This window comes from Caballeronia sp. J97, from assembly GCF_905220305.1.
Classification (GTDB): Bacteria; Pseudomonadota; Gammaproteobacteria; order Burkholderiales; family Burkholderiaceae; genus Caballeronia.
Map to the genome: position 1 here is coordinate 96,419 of NZ_CAJMZL010000010.1, position 16,059 is coordinate 112,477.

Sequence of the window (16,059 nt, forward strand, 5' to 3'; positions counted from 1 at the left end):
GACCGCCGCGCGATGCCGATGCGCGCAGGCAGCCGCCTTTTCGCCATCCGTGCCCGGTGTTAGGATGATTGAAAACGAATCCACACATTCGTTTACGAACATAACAAAAACCGATTGTCAGGAGTCGGCGGCATGAGCCAGCAACGTTTCATCCTCGCGCTCGATCAGGGAACAACGAGTTCCCGCGCAATGCTCTTCGCCCGTTCGGGCGGCGTCGTCGCGAGCGCGCAGCGCGAATTCGCGCAGCACTATCCGCAGCCCGGCTGGGTCGAGCACGATCCGCGCGACATCTGGCAATCGCAACTCGAGGTCGCGCGGGAGGTCATGCGCAAGGCCGGCGCGCAGGCTTCGGAGATCGCGGCGATCGGCATCGCGAACCAGCGCGAGACCACGCTCTTGTGGGACCGGCAGACCGGCGCGCCCATCGGGCCCGCGATCGTATGGCAGGACAGGCGCACCGCCGCGCACTGCGCGCGCTTGCTCGAAAGCGGCGCGCAGACGCTGATCGGGCAGAAGACCGGTCTGCGCATCGATCCGTACTTTTCCGCGACGAAGCTCGCGTGGTTGCTCGACAGCGCGCCGGGTCTGCGGGCGCGGGCGCGTCGTGGCGAACTGGCCTTCGGAACCGTCGATAGCTGGCTCGTGTGGCAGCTCAGCGGCCAGCGCGCGCACGTGACGGACATATCGAACGCCGCGCGCACCGCGCTCTTCGATATCCACGCATGCGAGTGGGACGACGAACTGCTCGCGCTCTTCGATATCCCGCGCGCCGTGCTGCCCGCCGTGATGCCTTCGAGCGGCCTCATCGCGCATACGGACGCCGCGTTGTTCGGCGCGGCCATTCCGGTCACGGGCGTCGTCGGCGATCAGCAGGCCGCGACCTTCGGCCAGGGATGCACCGAGCCCGGTCTCGTGAAGAACACGTACGGCACCGGCCTTTTCATGCTGATGAACACGGGCGCGGAACCGGTCGCGTCGCAGCATCGTCTTCTGACGACCATCGGCTGGCAACGCGACGGCCGTCTCACGTATGCGCTGGAAGGCGCCGTCTTCATGGGCGGCGCGATCGTTCAATGGCTGCGCGACGGTCTCGGCATCATCGAGCGCGCGCAGGACGTGGGCGCGCTGGCGGCGCAATGCGCGTCGAGCGAAGGCGTCGTGCTCGCGCCGGCCTTCGCGGGGCTCGGCGCGCCGTATTGGGATCCTTATGCGCGCGGCACGCTGCTCGGCATGACGCGCGGCACGACGCGCGCGCATATCGCACGGGCCGCGCTCGAAGCCATCGCACTCCAGACGGTCGATGTCCTCGCCGCAATGGAGGCCGATGCGGGCATCGCGGTGAGCGAGCTTCGCGCGGACTGCGGCGCGTCGCAAAACGACTTGCTGATGCAGATTCAGGCCGATCTGCTCGACAGACCCGTCGTGCGCCCGCACATCACCGAGACGACCGCGTTGGGCGCAGCCCGGCTCGCGGGGCTCGGCGCGGGTTTCTGGTCCGATCACGACGAGATCACGCGCGCATGGCCTGCCGCGCGGCGCTTCGAACCCGCGATGTCCGCGGACGAGCGCGAAGCCCACATCGCACGATGGCATCGCGCGATCGAGCGCACGCGCGGCTGGGAAGCACCCGCCGCCCGAGCCACTTCCGCGGCGGTCTGACATGCGAGTCATCACGCCTTCCGACCGCGCATCGCTGCTGCGCGAACTGGACAAAACGCCGCTCTTCGATGTCGTCGTGATCGGCGGCGGCGCGAGCGGCCTCGGCACGGCCGTCGATGCGGCGTCGCGCGGCTATCGAACCTTGCTGCTGGAGGCGCGCGATTTCGCCAAGGGCACGTCCAGCAAGGCGACCAAGCTCGTGCATGGCGGCGTGCGCTATCTCGCGCAAGGCAACATCCCGCTCGTTCGCCATGCACTGCGCGAGCGCGGCCTGCTCGCGCGCAACGCGCCGCATCTCGTGCAGGCGCTCGGTTTCATCGTTCCGGCGTATCGCTTCGGAGACAAGCTGATCTACGGCGCGGGGCTGAAAATGTACGACTGGCTCGCGGGCTCGTTGAACCTCGGCGCGAGCCGAAGCCTGAGCCTCGCGCAAACGCGCGCGAAATCGCCGATGCTCGCCGACTCCCTCGACGGCCACGCGTTGCGCGGCGGCACGCTCTACAGCGACGGCCAGTTCGACGACGCCCGTCTCGCCATCGCGCTGATGCGCACGCTGTTCGATCTCGGCGGCGTCGCGCTGAACAATGCCGCCGTGCGCGGGGTCGGCTTCGATCGCGCGGCGGGGCATCATCGCTTGACGGTGACCGACGTCGAAACGGGCGACACCTTCAGCGTCGGCGCCCGCTGCCTCGTCAATGCGACGGGCGTCTGGGTCGATTCGATCCGCGCGATGGCCGAGCCTGGCGCGCGCCCGATCGTCGCGCCGAGCCAGGGCGTTCACCTGACCTTGCCCGCGCGCTTCCTGCACAGCAACGAGGCGATTCTCGTGCCGAAGACGAAGGACGGCCGCGTGCTGTTCATCGTGCCGTGGCACGGCCATGCGATCGTCGGCACGACGGATACGCCGCGTCAGGACTTGCCGCTCGACCCGCGCGCGAGCGACGAAGACATCGACTTCATTCTCGCGGCGGCGGGAGATTATCTGTCGGTGAAACCGACCCGCGACGATGTCCTGAGCGTCTGGGCCGGGCTGCGACCGCTCGTGAAGGGCGACGGCCAGGCGTCGACGGCGGCGCTGTCGCGTGAACATACGATCGAAATGAACGCGACGGGCATGATCACCGTGACGGGCGGCAAGTGGACGACGTATCGGCTGATGGCGCAGCAGGTCATCGATCTCGCGGTCGCGAAGCGCCTGTTGCCCGATGCCCCGTGCCTGACCGCGTCGCTGCCGCTGCACGGCGCGACGGCCGAGCAGCACGGCTGTTACGGTTCCGACGCCGCGCTGGTCGCGCGGCTGCCGGGCGCGCGCAACGTGCTGGTGAAGGCGAGCGGGCTGACCGAGGCGCAGACGCGCTTCGCCGTTAGGGCGGAACTCGCGCGTGGCGTCGAAGATGTGCTGGCGCGGCGCAATCGCGCGCTGTTTCTCGATGCCGCCGCTGCCCGCGATGCCGCGCCGGAAGTCGCCCGGATCGTCGCGGAAGAGCTGGGGCAGAGCGCGCAGTGGCAGTCCGACGAGATCGCGCGTTTCGACGCCTTCGCGCGAACCTGGATGTTGTCGTAGCGGCCCGATACACGACCGGCGAGGCGTGAATGCTTCGCCGGCCGCTGCGCATCAGAACGCGTGGCGTATGCCCACCATCGCGACGAACTGCGACGGTCCCGACGAAGGCGACGTGTTCTGGGAGTCGCCGACGACCGCCACCGCATTCGCGATGACCGTGCCGCCCGCGCCGCCCGACGCGACGAGCGACTGGCCGTGCGCCCGCTGATACGCCTGCAGCGCATAGAACGTGGTGCGCGCCGACAGGCTGTACGTCTCCTCTAGCGAGATCTGGTGATACTGCGCCGGATCGGCGATGCCGTTCGACTTGCTCGCGCGCGTATAGCTGTAGCCCGCCGCGACATTCACCGCCGGCGTGAAGCGGTAAGTGGCGATCGCGCCGTAGCTGTTGAACACCGCTTCGTCGGCGAAGAGCGAGCGCGCGCCCGGCGCGTACCGCACGTTCGAGTAATTGAGGCCGAGCATCAGATCGTCGTACGTGTAGCGCGCGGCCGCCGCGATCAGCTGGGCGCTCTGTGCGCTCGCGTAGCCGTTGTTCACCGGCGAGTTGATCGCGAAGGTGCCGAGCGCGGGGCTCGTCGCGATGTCTTTCAGCTTCACGTAGCCCGCTGCGATAGACACCGGCTTGTAGTCGTAGCGCAGCGCGGCGCTGAAATTGCTGCCGCTCGCGATGCTGCCCGGCACGCCGCCCAGACCGTATTGCGCGCTGAACGCAAGCCCCGCGATGACCGGCGACGCATACGTGACCGCGTTGTTGAAGCGCAGCGTGGTGTCGAGGGCATCGACGTCGCCGGGATGCGCGCCGGTCGCGCCGGTCAGCACGCCGGTCGGCCCGAGCGCGCCGACCATGCTGAAGTAGGGCGTGTACTGGCGGCCGAGGGTCAGCGTGCCGTAGCGGTCGTTGCTCAAGCCCGCGTAGGCTTGCCGGTTGAAGAGCGTGCCTGCGCTGGCTTGCGCGCCCGTCAGCGAATTGAAGCCGCTTTCGAGACGGAAGATGGCCTTGGTGCCGCCGCCCAGATCCTCCGCGCCGACGAGGCCGAACTTGCTCGCCTGCAGATTGCCCTGGCTCATGTAGATGTTGGAGTGCCCGCGCTGATTGTTCACATAGGCGAACGCGTTATCGACGACGCCGTACAGCGCGACGCTGCTCTGGGCGGCCGCGGCGCCGGAAAGCGCGGCGGTTGCAAGTGAAAAGGACGTGAGGACGCCTGCGCGCACGCGCGCGCGATTCGAAGACTTCATTGCTCGTTATTTTTCCGTGAAGGGTGAGGGAATCACGCCGCGAGGCGCAGCGTGATATGACGCCAGCCGTCGGCGATGCGCTCGCCGGTCGATTCGCCGGTCGTGCAGATCACACGTCGCGCGTCCGATGCGGGCACGCTCACGCGGACTTCGTCCTGCACGCGCGGCATCGGGCCGTGACGTTCGATCGCGATGCGCAGATTCTCCGCATCGCTTTCGATGACGACGCTCCAGCGCCCTTGCAGGCCATCGCGCCAGGCTTCGCTGACGCCGTCGTCTTCGATGCATTCGCCGCGCGCGACGCCGACGCCCGCGCAAGGCAACGCGATGAACGCGCGTTCGTCGGCCGGACGCGCGAAGTGCTGCTCGGCGATGTTCAGCGCGATCACGTGGCCTTCGCGGATCAGCATGACGGGGCGATCGGGCGGCGCGGGCTGCGTGATGATCTGGCCGCCGTCGAAGACTTCGCCGCTCCAGTACGACGCCCAGCGGGCGCCCATCGGCAGCCAGACGCGGCGCTCGCTCTGGCCGGCTTCGACGACAGGCGCGACGAGCAGCGACGCGCCGAGCATCATGTCGTCGCCATCGGCGAGGCAGCGCGGATCGTCGGGAAATTCGGCGAACATCGGACGCAGCACGGGTTCATAGGCCCGATGCGATTGCCACAGCAGTTCGTACAGGTAGGGAATGAGCCGGTACCGCAGCTTGATCAGCCCCGCGATGACTTCCGTGGTTCCCGGATACATCCACGGCTCGTTGACGGTGCCGTCGTCGTTCCACGAATGAATCGAAAAGCGCGGCAGGAAGATGCCGAACCCGACCCAGCGCGACAGCAGCTCCGGATCGGGCGCCGGCCCCGCGAAGCCGCCGATGTCGTGCCCGTTGTTCGACACGCCCGACATCGCGAGGCCGAGGCCCATCTTCAGATTGAAGCGCAGCGTTTCCCACGACGTGTAGTTGTCGCCGGACCACGTCTGCACATAGCGATGCATGCCGACACCGCCCGAACGCGACACGAGAAACGGCCGCACGTCCGGCGCATGTTCTCGCTGCGCGTCGCGCGAGGCGCGCATCATCAGGTTTGTCTGCAGCACTTTGGCCTCGCGCGCGGGGAACGCCTTGCCGAAGCCGCGTGCGATGGCGTTCGGGCTCCAGATCTCGAACTCGTTGTTGTCGTTCCAGGTCGCGGCGATGCCGTGACGCAGCAGGCTGTCTTTCACGCGCGCTTTCCACCAGTCGATGGTTTGCGGATTCGTGAAGTCCAGATAGGCGCCGACTTCGTCCCAGAACTGCACCCATGCGGGATCGCCGTCGCGCGTTTCGATCAGCAGGCCCGCGTCGGCGACCGAATCGAACAGCGGATGATCCTGCAGCAGACACGGCTTGATGTTCGGGCACAGGCGCACGCCTTCGCGCAGATAGCTCGCGACGAAGCCGTCGATATCGGGAAACTTGTCGCGATTCCAGTTGAACACATATCGCTTGCCGCCGATCGACGTATAGCCCGACGACAGATGGAACGAGTCGCACAGGATGTCGTGCTCGCGGCATCGATCGATGAATTCGCCCATGCGCTTTTGCGCGTCGGGGGCGTCGGTGTAGCTCATCGTCGAGCCGGAGTAGCCGAGGCCCCACTTCGGCATCCATGCGGGCCGGCCCGTCAGCCATGTGAAGCGGCGCACGGCGGCGAGCGGCGTATCGGGCGATGCGATGAAGTAATAGTCGAGATCGCCATGCTCCGCGATGAAATGCCGATAGTGCCCGTGATAGTTGTCGAGCTCGCGGCCCATGTCGAAGCGGCAATCGGCGAGCGTGTCGTAGAAGAGGCCGAAGCCCGTCGACGTGTCGGGCTGCCACGTCACGTAGAACGGAATGTGCTTGTAGAGCGGATCGGTCGTGCGGGCGCTGTAGCCCATTGCGTCGACGTTGCGCATCTCGTAGCTTTGATTCGCGCGATCGAGCGAGCCCGCGCGCTCGCCGAGGCCGACGACCATCTCGCCCGGCTTGCGCTCGACGTAGTGATACACGCGCTCGTCCCACCAGCCGAAGTTGTACGCCTGCGTCTTGCGATCGCTCAAGACGTGACGCCACTGTCCGTCGCGCAGCAGATGCCACGAACAGAAGCCGCCGTCTAGCGCGACCGTCACGCGGACCTGCGCGGTTTCGACGACGACCCGGCCGGCATCGTCCGACAACGTGAACGGCGCGGGCGCGAAGCCGCTGGTGTCGTAACGGTCGCGTCCTTCGAGCGGCACGTCTTCCTGTCCGGGCGCGATCGCCCACGAGCGCGGTCCGCGCAGCTCGCCATGCGGCAGCACCAGCACGCGGATGATGTCGTCGGCGAGGACGAACAATTCGATGCGCGCTCCGTCGGCGGAGCTCAGCGCGACGCGGTTGCCCGCCCGCTCCGACACGGCGAAACGCGGACGATTCTTCAGGTTGGCCATGATGTGGTTCCGGTTGATTCGGTCTCAGGCGGCACGATGCGCCGCGGCGGGAGGATTCGCGTCGCTGCTCACGCCGCGCATCAGCACGATGAGCAGCGCCGCGCCGATCAGATCGAACGCGCCGAGCGCGGCGAAGAGCGGCGTGTAGCCGATCGAATCCGCGAGCGCGCCCACGACGAGCGAGAAGCCCAGTCCGCCGATCCACGCCGCCATGCCCGCGAAGCCCGCGGCGGTGCCGACTTCGCCGGGCTCGAAGACATCGGCGGCGAGCGTGTTGACGAGCGCGGAGATCATCTGATGCGCGAAACCGCCGACGCAGAACAGCGCGATGGCCTCGTACGGCGACGCGACGAGCCCGATGCACGCCGGCCCGATCATCATGAACGCGCCGAGCACGACGCCGGTGATGCGCGACGCGACGAGCGGCACGCGAAACCGCTTCATCAGGAATGGCGACAGATAGCCGCCGAACAGCCCGCCGAGATCGGCGGCGAGAAAGGGCAGCCACGCGAACATCGCGATGTGCTTGAGGTCCATGTGGCGCTCGGTGGCGAGATAGAGCGGAATCCAGAAGCTGAAGGTCTGCCACGCGGGCTCGGCGAAGAAGCGCGCCTGCGCGATCGCCCAGAAACGGCGCGTGCCGAGCACTTCACGGATGCGGCGTTTCTCGCCCGAGCGATGCGCGGGCGGTGTCTGGCCCTCGAAGATCGCGCGCTTTTCCTTCTCGCCGATCTTCGGATGCTCGCCCGGCGCGCGGTACAGCCAGTACCAGAACGCGGCCCAGACGAAGCCCATTGCGCCGGTCACGACGAACGCGCTTTGCCAGCCGTAGCGCAGGGAAAGGAACACGACGAGCGGCGGCGCGAGCAGCGAACCGAGCGAGGTGCCGGCGTTGAAGTAGCCCACCGCGACCGACTTCTCGCGATTCGGAAACCATTCCGCGACCACCTTCATGCCCGCCGGAATGGCGACGGCCTCCGACAGGCCCATGAGCCCGCGCAGCGCCGCGAGCGACAGCCACCCCGTGGCGAGCGCGTGGGCCATGCCCGTTGCCGACCAGAGGCACGCGAACAGCGCGAAGCCGAGCCGCAGCCCGATCACGTCGATGATGAGCCCGCACACGGGCTGCATGATCGTATAGCCGACCTGAAACGCGGCGACGACATACGAGTACTGCTGCGTGCTCATGCTCATGAGCGTTTTCAGCTCGGCGGCGATGACCCCGAGCGCGTTGCGCGAAAGATAGTTGACGATCGTGCCCGCGCAGACGAGCGCGATGATCCACCAGCGCAAGCCGATGACTGTTTTCAAGATTGAGTCTCCGTTGTTCTTGGCGGGCGGAAGTCGGCGCGTGCCGTGCCCGTTTCAGCCGGTTTCCGATGATCGAATTCGAATATTCCGCACCGTGAATCCGTCATTTATCGTACTACTGGTGGCCAAATTTATCGCAAATGCGACAAATAATTTCGTTTTGACGTTGGAATGTTCGTTTGCGCGCATCGCGGGTGGCGTGTCGAGGCCGGTCTCGGGGAAACGCCTACGCCCGATTTAGCCGGCCATTACCCTTTGTGCCCGCGGCTTCCTAAACTTGTTTCAAAAGGAGACGCCCATGTCAAAGCTCATTCACACGATGATTCGCGTGCAGGATCTGCAACGCTCGCTCGACTTCTATCGAAAGGCGTTCGACCTCGGCGTCGCGCATCGGCTGGACTTTCCCGACTTCACGCTCGCCTATCTGCGTAACGACGAAACGAACGCCGAACTCGAACTCACCTGGAACAAGGGGCGCGCGGAACCCTATACGCACGGCGACGGCTACGGTCACGTCGCGGTGAGCGTGCCGGATGTGAAGGCGGAGCGCGAGCGTCTGATCGGCATGGGCCTCGCACCCAACGACGTACGCGAATTCAAGAGCGACGACGGCTCGCTGATCGCGCGTTACTTCTTCATTCAGGACCCGGACGGCTACAAGATCGAAGTACTCGAACGGCACGGACATTACGAGTAGCAAACACTGTCGCAACAGGCAGAACCACATACATAAGTTGTTGCAGTGCCCCACAAGGAGAGAGACATGCGAGACACGATCATTCCGATCGTCGCGCAGCGGCGCGCGCACGACGGTGAACATCATCATGACCATGATGAAATCGCGGCGCCCCCGAAGATCGCGCTGACACGACGCGAATTCCTGCGCGGCAGCGGCGTGCTGGTCGGCACGATCGCCGCGACATCGATCTTCGCGAGCCTCGCGCCCAGCCGGGTCTGGGCGCTCGAAATGCAGGGCTTGAGCACGCATCAGGGCGAGGTGCTGCTGCAGGTCGCGCGGCAGATTTATCCGCATGCGACGCTCGATGACGCCGTGTACGCGCTCGTCGTCAAGGATCTCGACGCCAAGGCGAAAGCCGATCCCGCCGTGCGCCAGCAACTCGCCGATGGCGTCGCGCAGCTCGACGCCAAAGCCGGCTCCGACTGGACCAGACGCGGCGCGAACGACAAGGCGCAGGACGTCGCCGCGCTTGCTGGCACGCCGTTCTTCGGCACGGTCCGAAGCACCGCCGTGGTTTCCCTGTACAGCAATCCGCTGGCCTACGAGCACTTCGGCTACGGCGCATCGAAGGGCGATGGCGGTTATCTCAATCAGGGCTTCAACAATCTGTCCTGGTTGCCCGATCCGCCCGCGGCCGACAGCGGCCCGATTCCGAAAGACAGCTAACCCAATCGAGCGATCGGACGGAAAACGGAGACAGACATGTACACGGACAACAAGGTGCAGTTCAGGCACAACGACGATCACGTCGTGGTGATCATCGGATCGGGCGCGGGCGGCGGGACGCTCGCCAACGAACTCGCGCAGAAGGGCGTCGACGTGGTCGTGCTCGAAGCGGGCGCGCTGCACACGCAGGGCGATTTCGCGACGGAAGAGTGGAGCGCGTTCAAGCAGCTTTCGTGGCTCGACAATCGGACGACATCGGGCAACTGGCGCGTCGCGAAGGACTTTCCGAACCTGCCTGCGTGGATCTGCAAGACCGTGGGCGGCACGACCGTCCACTGGGCCGGCGCGAGCCTGCGCATCCAGCCGCACGAGTTCAAGGCGAAGACGACCTACGGCGACATACAGGGCGCGAATCTGCTCGACTGGCCGCTGACGCGCACGGAACTCGACCCGTACTACGACCGCGCCGAAAAGAAAATGGGCGTGACGCGCACGAACGGCAATCCGGGCCTGCCGGGCAACAACAACTTCAAGGTGATGTCGGCGGGCGCGACGAAGCTCGGCTACAAGGAATGCAACACCGGCCACATGGCGATCAACAGCACGGTGCGCGACGATCGCACGCACTGCTTCCAGCGCGGCTTCTGTTTTCAGGGCTGCCGCACGGGCGCGAAGTGGTCGACGCTGTACACCGAGCTGCCGCGCGCGCAGGCGACGGGCCGCATGGAATTGCGTCCGCAATCGCATGTCGTGAAGATCGAGCACGACGCGCGCGGCAAGGCGACGGGCGTCGTCTATTACGACAAGGACGGCAAGCTCCAGCGGCAGAAGGCGCGCGTCGTCGCGGTGGCGGGCAACGCGATCGAGACGCCGCGCCTGTTGCTCAACTCGCATTCGGGCAAGTTTCCCGACGGTCTCGCGAACGGCTCGGGCCAGGTCGGCCGCAACTACATGCGGCACACCACCGGCTCGGTCTACGGCGTGTTCAACGACAAGGTCGAGATGTTCAAGGGCACGACGATGGCCGGCATCATCGAGGATGAATCCGTGTTCGATCCGAAGCGCGGCTTCGCGGGCGGCTATCACATGGAGACGCTCTCGCTCGGGCTGCCGTTCTATGCGGCGTTTCTCGATCCGGGCTCGTGGGGCCCGAACTTCGCGGCGGCGATGGATCAGTATCAGTACACGGCGGGCATGTGGATCGTCGGCGAGGACATGCCGCGCGAGTCGAACCGCATCACGCTCAATACCGACGTGAAGGATCAGTACGGCTTGCCGGTGCCGAACGTTCACTTCGACGATCACCCGAACGACGAAGCGATGCGCCAGCATGCGTACAAGCAGGGCAGCGCGGTGTACGAAGCGGCAGGCGCGAAGGCGACGTATCTCGTGCCGCCGTATCCGTCGACACACAATCTCGGCACCGCGCGCATGAGCGCGAAAGCCGGCGACGGTGTCTGCAATCCGCATGGCCAGACGCACGAAGTGTCGAACCTGTTCATCTCCGATGGCAGCCAGTTCACGACGGGCGCTGCCGAGAACCCGACGCTCACCATCGTCACGCTGGCGATCCGTCAGGCCGACTACATCGCAGGGCAGATGAAGCAGCGCCGGGTTTGACGCGATTGCCGGCGCACGCGTAGCAGGGTAGCTTGTTGGTCGGCCGTCGTGCGCGAGCATGACGGCCCGTTTTCTGGAGGCTGACGTCATGTGCGGGGTATACATCAACGCCGATCCGATCCTCTATGAATCGCGCACGCGCTCGCTGCGCATTCATGGCGTGATCACCACGGTCCGGCTGGAAAATCTCTTCTGGGACGTGCTGCAGGAAATCGCCGGGCGCGAAAATCTGACGACGAGCCAGTTCGCCGTCAAGCTCTACGACGAGCTGATCGCGCTGCGCGGCGAGGTGCCGACCAATTTCGCGTCGTTCCTGCGCGTGTGCTGTCTGCGCTATCTGTCGATGCGCGAAGGGAAGCCCGCGGCGGACAGCGAGGCGGCGGGCGCGGTGGCCTTGCGCGTGCTGAAGGCGGGGTAGCGGCCCCCGCCGCAAGCCGGTCAGAGACGCGCCACCTGGCACCATTGATAGGGGAAGTAGCCCTGGCCCATGTAGGCGTCGTAGGTCTTGCAGGTCGCGCCATCGAGACGCAGGCCGATCTGGTTCAGCGCCTGGTTGGCTTCCTTCAGCTGCCTCGCGATGTCGGCCTGCTCCCCGCTGTCGACTTCGGGCTTGAGCGCGACGGCGCATCGTTCACCCTTCGATGCACCCGCCGCGACATCGACCACCGTGGCCTGCGAGCTGACTTTCCCGACCAGCGATTTCATCCGGTCGCAGATGTAGGCGTGATCGGTCGCGCCCAGCGTTTCCATGAACGCGTTGAACTTCTGCACGCGCAAGAGTTTGTCCGCGCGCCAGCTCTTGTCGCCGCCGACGATGGCGTATATCTCTCCGCCGCGCTTGTCGAGCAGCGCCGAAAGGTCCTTCCAGTAGCCGACATCAGCGGGAAAATTGGCGTTCACGGCGGCGGCGGCGAGCGGCTTGGGAAACCACGGCAGGATCCACGCGACAGGCTGGCTCATGATGAGGACGGTTGCGGTTCCCGTTTGCTGCACGGACGGCACATCGACACGAAACGCTTCCTTCGCCCACGGTTCATGTCCCCAGCTTTTCTGGCTGATCACATTGCTCAGGAAGAGCGTCAGGCACAGCGTCCAGATCGCGACGGTGCGGGCCAGCGATTGCGAAAGCAGCCGGTGCAGCAGCATCCAGATCGCGAGCGGCATCAGGACTTCGATGGGACCGGTGTAACGATAGATCGAGAACAGTCTCATCCAGAGTACGTATGCGATGGCCATGAAGGCCAGCATATAAATGGCAACCGGACTGAGAGGGCGAACGTCCGGCGACAACTGTCGCGCCGCGCCGCGGCGTTTCAGATAGACGACGCCCAGCGCGATGAACAGCAGATAGGTCACCGGCCAGAGCAACGGATGGGCCGTGAAGTCTCCGAGGCGGCGGCCATGTATGGAAAAGACGAACGGCCACAGCAGATATTCGAACGCGCTCTTCGGCAGCCAGCGTAGAGCGCCTTGCGTCGCGGGTAGACCCGGTCTCATGACCCCGAGGTCGTCCGCGACATTGACGGGAGTGGACCAGTCGTTCGGAAACCACTGCGCGAACTGCGGGAAAAAGGGATTGCCGAAGGTTTGCCATAAACGAATCCACCACCAGCCTGCCGCCAGTGACATGCCGAGAGCGGCCGCCAATCCGAACACGACGACCAGGCGCAGGCGCTTCACAACCGTCAACGGCGCGAATAGGAACGACAGACAGAAGGCGAGCGCATACATGGCGTTGGTGAGCTTGATGCCGCAGGCTATCCCGGCCAGCATTCCCGCTCCGGCGAGCGCCCATGTCGCATGGCCTGTCATCAGCCGAGGCCAGCTTCTGACTATGATTGCGAGGGCTGCGATGCTGAACAGGGCGACGCTGTTGTCGCCCATCGACGTTCCCATGTTTTCGAGGAAGTTCGGGGTCAGCGTGCCGGCCAGCGCCAGGGCGACGCCGAGACGGCGCGGTTGAGCATAACCACTTTGCTCCAGCACATTGATCGCGATGATGCACAGCACCGCGAACGTCAGTCCGTGCCACGCGCCCAGAATCAAACCGGCGGCGGGCGCCGACCAATGACGTGTGATCCAGTAATAAGGCAAGTCCATCAGCGGATTGAAGTAACTCTCCATCCCTGCTGGAGCCATGTCGGACCCGACTCTGTCGTTGAGCCACGCGAAGGCATTGTAGAGATGGTAGTTCCGCAAGTCCCAGTTGTTGTCCTGCCCGAGAAGCAGTGACCATATGCTGAACCCTACGCAGGCAAGCAGGCTGGACAACGCCGGCCTGTCACCGAGAAATGCAAGGTATTTGCGCATGAATAACCTCACTTGCAGGCGAACTCATGGTCGTGATCACCGGGACGGGAACTCACCGGAGCGAGAAGCGAAGCCTGGCGTTGCGGATCAAAGCTGGCAGGAAAGCTCGGGAAATACTTCGGCGTCGAGCTTTTCAATCACGTCGTATATGTTGTCGATCTTTCCGCCGAGGATCGCATAGTAGTTCGGCAGGCGCGCGTGCCGTTCAAAGAGAATCGGGCGGCCATCGTCGCCCTCGTTCTTCATCAAGACGGTCTTGACCTCGAACAGGGAGTCGACATGCGATGCGTGTTCGATCATCGGCATGAAGCGCTTGACGTCGCGCATCATCCGGTCGACGCGCGATGCGCCCTTATAGCTCGCGAGCATCGCATAAGGATCGAGCCGAGGTTCGTCGAGCCACTGGACGTGAGGCGTGTATCGCACGTGCGACAGCGTGTGAAGGCCGCGCGAAGGAAACGGCATGACCGAAAAAAAGGGACCATCCATCACGGTCAGGCCGAGATCCCTGAGCGGTTTCGGCATGAGCACCAGTCCCATTTCGGTGATCTCGTGCTTCAGCACCGCGGCGGTTCTGTCGATGGCCTTGCAGTGCTGATTCAGGCCGCTATACGTGCAGTTGATGACGTATCGAGCCTCGAATGTTTCGCGGTGGCCATTCGGGCGCGCGATTCGGGCATGCAGGCTGGCCGTGTCGCCGTCGACGGATTCCACCTGCGTATCCAGCAGCACTTTGACACCGCTTCGAACGAGTTCGTCATGGGCCCAGGCTCGCAGCTTTTCGGAATCGAATACACATTCCTGGACCACGAACAGACCCTCCACGAGATTCGGATCGAACATCGAGCGCAAGGACGCCGGCGCCGGTGTCAGCTCCGCGCCGATCCTGGCGCAAAAGCTCTGGAATTGCCGGCTGGTCACCTTCGAATTATTTCGCGCTATCGCGTACAGGCTCGTGAATTCGGTCTTGACCGCGTGGCGATAGTCGCGAATGAAGCGCATATGATTCACACGGCTTCGAAAGGCCGTCGTGAAACTGCGCGGATAGTGATATCCGTTGTGCACGCGCGCCTGATTGTTGTACGACGCGCGGGAGAGAAGCGCGCTTTCGCGCTCGATTAGCAGGACATCGGCGAAGCCGCGCTGCCTGCGCAGATAGAGGGCGATCATCGTTCCGTAGAACCCGCCGCCTATGACGATGGCGTCATACATGATCGGCGGGTTCAGGCGATGGTTGACGGCCGTATGCCAGGCCGTTCCTTAACGCCTCGGAGATTGCCTCGTCATCGATATTGAGTTTGTCTGCGTGCGTCATCACCGCGCTGTTGAACTCCTGAGCGACGTGATAAAACGGCCCTTCATTGGAGATGCGGGCAATCTGAATGATGTATTCGCCCAATACCAGCAGAACCAGTGAGATCAGCAGGAACATGCCGGACTGTTGCAATGAAAGCGTGACCCAGCCGGGCGCGACGTCCGTCTTGAACATGGCGACGACGATGACATAGCCCGAATAGATCACATTGCTGAAGGCGCCGAACAGCGAAAGCGCAGTCACCAGGCGCATCGGCGCGCGGGTCGTCGAAACGAGAAGGCGAATGCCGTGATCCAGACCGGTCAGCACGCGGCGCCTCTCGGGCATGCAAGGCCGCTCTTTGCTATAGGTCAGTTTGGCACGCGTGAAGCCGCCGCTGACAGGCAAGCTGCGGTAAGCCAGCGCGGGCCGGGGATGTTGCAGGATGAAGGTGATCACCTTCTTGCTGAGCAAGCGGAACTCAGGCGCCTCGTTCAGAAGATCGATCCCGCTGGACCATTTGTAGAGCTTGTTGAAAGCCGCATAACCCATTCCATAAAGCGATGTCCGCCGCGGCTTCGACGTATTCAGAGCGAAAACGACATCCGTGCCCGCCAGCGCCCTGGAGAGCATCTGGGGCACGAATCCGATATCGTCGGCCATCGGTTGAAGAACCACGACGAAATCGCCGAGTGCGTTTTCGAGGCCTATCCAGGCGACGGTGTCGGCATCCACGGGTTTCGTGAGCGCGAAAACCTGCAGGTTCGGAATGCCGTCGGCGGCTGCGACGCACTTCAGCCGTTCGATACTTTCGTCGTCCGAAGCATTATCTATAACGATGATTTCATAGTCGCGCACCAGATGACATACCGTTTCGTGAACCTGCCGAAGCGTATTGGCCAAAGTGGCCGCTTCATTGTGCAGTGGAACCACGACCGAAAGGAATACCGGATATGCTGCCATTTGGTTACCTGTTCAGATCACTGTGACATGCGTGTTCGCGCTCGTCCCGGCACCGATGAACCGGACTACAGAATCGGGTCTGTCTGTCAGACACGCCTTCGCTGGCCGTATCGAAGCCGGCTCCGTGACCGAGTCTAGCAACGCGTGTCTTCCGATCCGGCAGACTGGCCGCAAACGGCAAGGGATTGGCCGACTGTGCGGCGACGGGTGGCGTCTGAAGAGAGGGCGCGCGCGGGATCGCGGC

At 64.4% G+C, this 16,059-nt stretch carries 12 protein-coding genes; 6 read left to right on the forward strand and 6 right to left on the reverse strand.

Features of this window, described 5'->3' with window-relative positions; all coding sequences use genetic code 11:
• Positions 1-132 precede the first annotated feature (132 nt).
• Both glpK and U4Y90_RS15500 read left to right on the forward strand, forming a co-directional pair.
• Positions 133-1,659: a glycerol kinase GlpK gene (glpK, locus tag U4Y90_RS15495; RefSeq protein WP_321795679.1), complete on the forward strand. Its 1,527-nt coding sequence runs from the start codon at positions 133-135 to the stop codon at positions 1,657-1,659.
• Between the two features lies 1 nt (position 1,660).
• Positions 1,661-3,223, forward strand: a complete 1,563-nt coding sequence (locus tag U4Y90_RS15500) for a glycerol-3-phosphate dehydrogenase/oxidase (protein WP_321795681.1) — start codon at positions 1,661-1,663, stop codon at positions 3,221-3,223.
• A gap of 51 nt (positions 3,224-3,274) precedes the next feature.
• Here the strand turns inward: U4Y90_RS15500 and U4Y90_RS15505 are convergent, their stop codons facing one another.
• Genes U4Y90_RS15505 through U4Y90_RS15515 form a run of 3 tightly spaced genes read right to left on the reverse strand, consistent with a single transcriptional unit; the run spans position 3,275 to position 8,223 of the window.
• Positions 3,275-4,465, reverse strand: coding sequence for a porin (locus U4Y90_RS15505; RefSeq protein WP_321795682.1), 1,191 nt, complete (start codon positions 4,463-4,465; stop codon positions 3,275-3,277).
• 32 nt (positions 4,466-4,497) lie between these two features.
• Complete coding sequence (locus U4Y90_RS15510) at positions 4,498-6,912, reverse strand: glycoside hydrolase family 31 protein (RefSeq protein WP_321795684.1); 2,415 nt, start codon at positions 6,910-6,912, stop codon at positions 4,498-4,500.
• Between the two features lie 24 nt (positions 6,913-6,936).
• Positions 6,937-8,223: an MFS transporter gene (locus tag U4Y90_RS15515; RefSeq protein WP_321795685.1), complete on the reverse strand. Its 1,287-nt coding sequence runs from the start codon at positions 8,221-8,223 to the stop codon at positions 6,937-6,939.
• Between the two features lie 298 nt (positions 8,224-8,521).
• On the opposite strand from U4Y90_RS15515, the gene U4Y90_RS15520 reads away from it, so the two are divergent.
• The 4 genes from U4Y90_RS15520 to U4Y90_RS15535 all read left to right on the forward strand — a co-directional run bounded on the left by U4Y90_RS15520 (position 8,522) and on the right by U4Y90_RS15535 (position 11,666).
• A complete protein-coding gene (locus U4Y90_RS15520; protein ID WP_321795687.1) occupies positions 8,522-8,920 on the forward strand; it encodes a VOC family protein in 399 nt (132 codons plus the stop codon).
• A gap of 66 nt (positions 8,921-8,986) precedes the next feature.
• Positions 8,987-9,628, forward strand: a complete 642-nt coding sequence (locus tag U4Y90_RS15525; protein WP_321795688.1) for a twin-arginine translocation signal domain-containing protein — start codon at positions 8,987-8,989, stop codon at positions 9,626-9,628.
• Positions 9,629-9,664: 36 nt separating this feature from the next.
• Complete coding sequence (locus U4Y90_RS15530) at positions 9,665-11,248, forward strand: GMC family oxidoreductase (protein ID WP_321795689.1); 1,584 nt, start codon at positions 9,665-9,667, stop codon at positions 11,246-11,248.
• Between the two features lie 88 nt (positions 11,249-11,336).
• Positions 11,337-11,666, forward strand: coding sequence for a ribbon-helix-helix domain-containing protein (locus U4Y90_RS15535; protein WP_321795690.1), 330 nt, complete (start codon positions 11,337-11,339; stop codon positions 11,664-11,666).
• Between the two features lie 20 nt (positions 11,667-11,686).
• Here the strand turns inward: U4Y90_RS15535 and U4Y90_RS15540 are convergent, their stop codons facing one another.
• From U4Y90_RS15540 to U4Y90_RS15550, 3 genes are all read right to left on the reverse strand, one after another.
• Positions 11,687-13,558, reverse strand: coding sequence for a hypothetical protein (locus tag U4Y90_RS15540; protein ID WP_321795692.1), 1,872 nt, complete (start codon positions 13,556-13,558; stop codon positions 11,687-11,689).
• Positions 13,559-13,645: 87 nt separating this feature from the next.
• Positions 13,646-14,770 carry an FAD-dependent oxidoreductase gene (locus U4Y90_RS15545; RefSeq protein ID WP_321795693.1) on the reverse strand — a complete coding sequence of 375 codons (1,125 nt, stop codon included), beginning with the start codon at positions 14,768-14,770 and terminating at the stop codon, positions 13,646-13,648.
• The gene (locus U4Y90_RS15550; RefSeq protein ID WP_321795694.1) at positions 14,763-15,815 is read right to left on the reverse strand and encodes a glycosyltransferase; all 1,053 of its coding nucleotides are present in this window, start codon (positions 15,813-15,815) and stop codon (positions 14,763-14,765) included. Before U4Y90_RS15550 ends, U4Y90_RS15545 begins: the two co-directional genes overlap by 8 nt.
• Positions 15,816-16,059 lie beyond the last annotated feature (244 nt).

Bases quoted from the DNA above. Each gene is read 5' to 3' on its own strand.
- glpK (WP_321795679.1), top strand. From the start codon at position 133: ATGAGCCAGCAACGTTTCATCCTCGCGCTCGATCAGGGAACAACGAGT.
- U4Y90_RS15500 (WP_321795681.1), top strand. From the start codon at position 1,661: ATGCGAGTCATCACGCCTTCCGACCGCGCATCGCTGCTGCGCGAACTG.
- U4Y90_RS15505 (WP_321795682.1), bottom strand. From the start codon at position 4,465: ATGAAGTCTTCGAATCGCGCGCGCGTGCGCGCAGGCGTCCTCACGTCC.
- U4Y90_RS15510 (WP_321795684.1), bottom strand. From the start codon at position 6,912: ATGGCCAACCTGAAGAATCGTCCGCGTTTCGCCGTGTCGGAGCGGGCG.
- U4Y90_RS15520 (WP_321795687.1), top strand. From the start codon at position 8,522: ATGTCAAAGCTCATTCACACGATGATTCGCGTGCAGGATCTGCAACGC.
- U4Y90_RS15525 (WP_321795688.1), top strand. From the start codon at position 8,987: ATGCGAGACACGATCATTCCGATCGTCGCGCAGCGGCGCGCGCACGAC.
- U4Y90_RS15530 (WP_321795689.1), top strand. From the start codon at position 9,665: ATGTACACGGACAACAAGGTGCAGTTCAGGCACAACGACGATCACGTC.
- U4Y90_RS15535 (WP_321795690.1), top strand. From the start codon at position 11,337: ATGTGCGGGGTATACATCAACGCCGATCCGATCCTCTATGAATCGCGC.
- U4Y90_RS15540 (WP_321795692.1), bottom strand. From the start codon at position 13,558: ATGCGCAAATACCTTGCATTTCTCGGTGACAGGCCGGCGTTGTCCAGC.
- U4Y90_RS15545 (WP_321795693.1), bottom strand. From the start codon at position 14,770: ATGTATGACGCCATCGTCATAGGCGGCGGGTTCTACGGAACGATGATC.
- U4Y90_RS15550 (WP_321795694.1), bottom strand. From the start codon at position 15,815: ATGGCAGCATATCCGGTATTCCTTTCGGTCGTGGTTCCACTGCACAAT.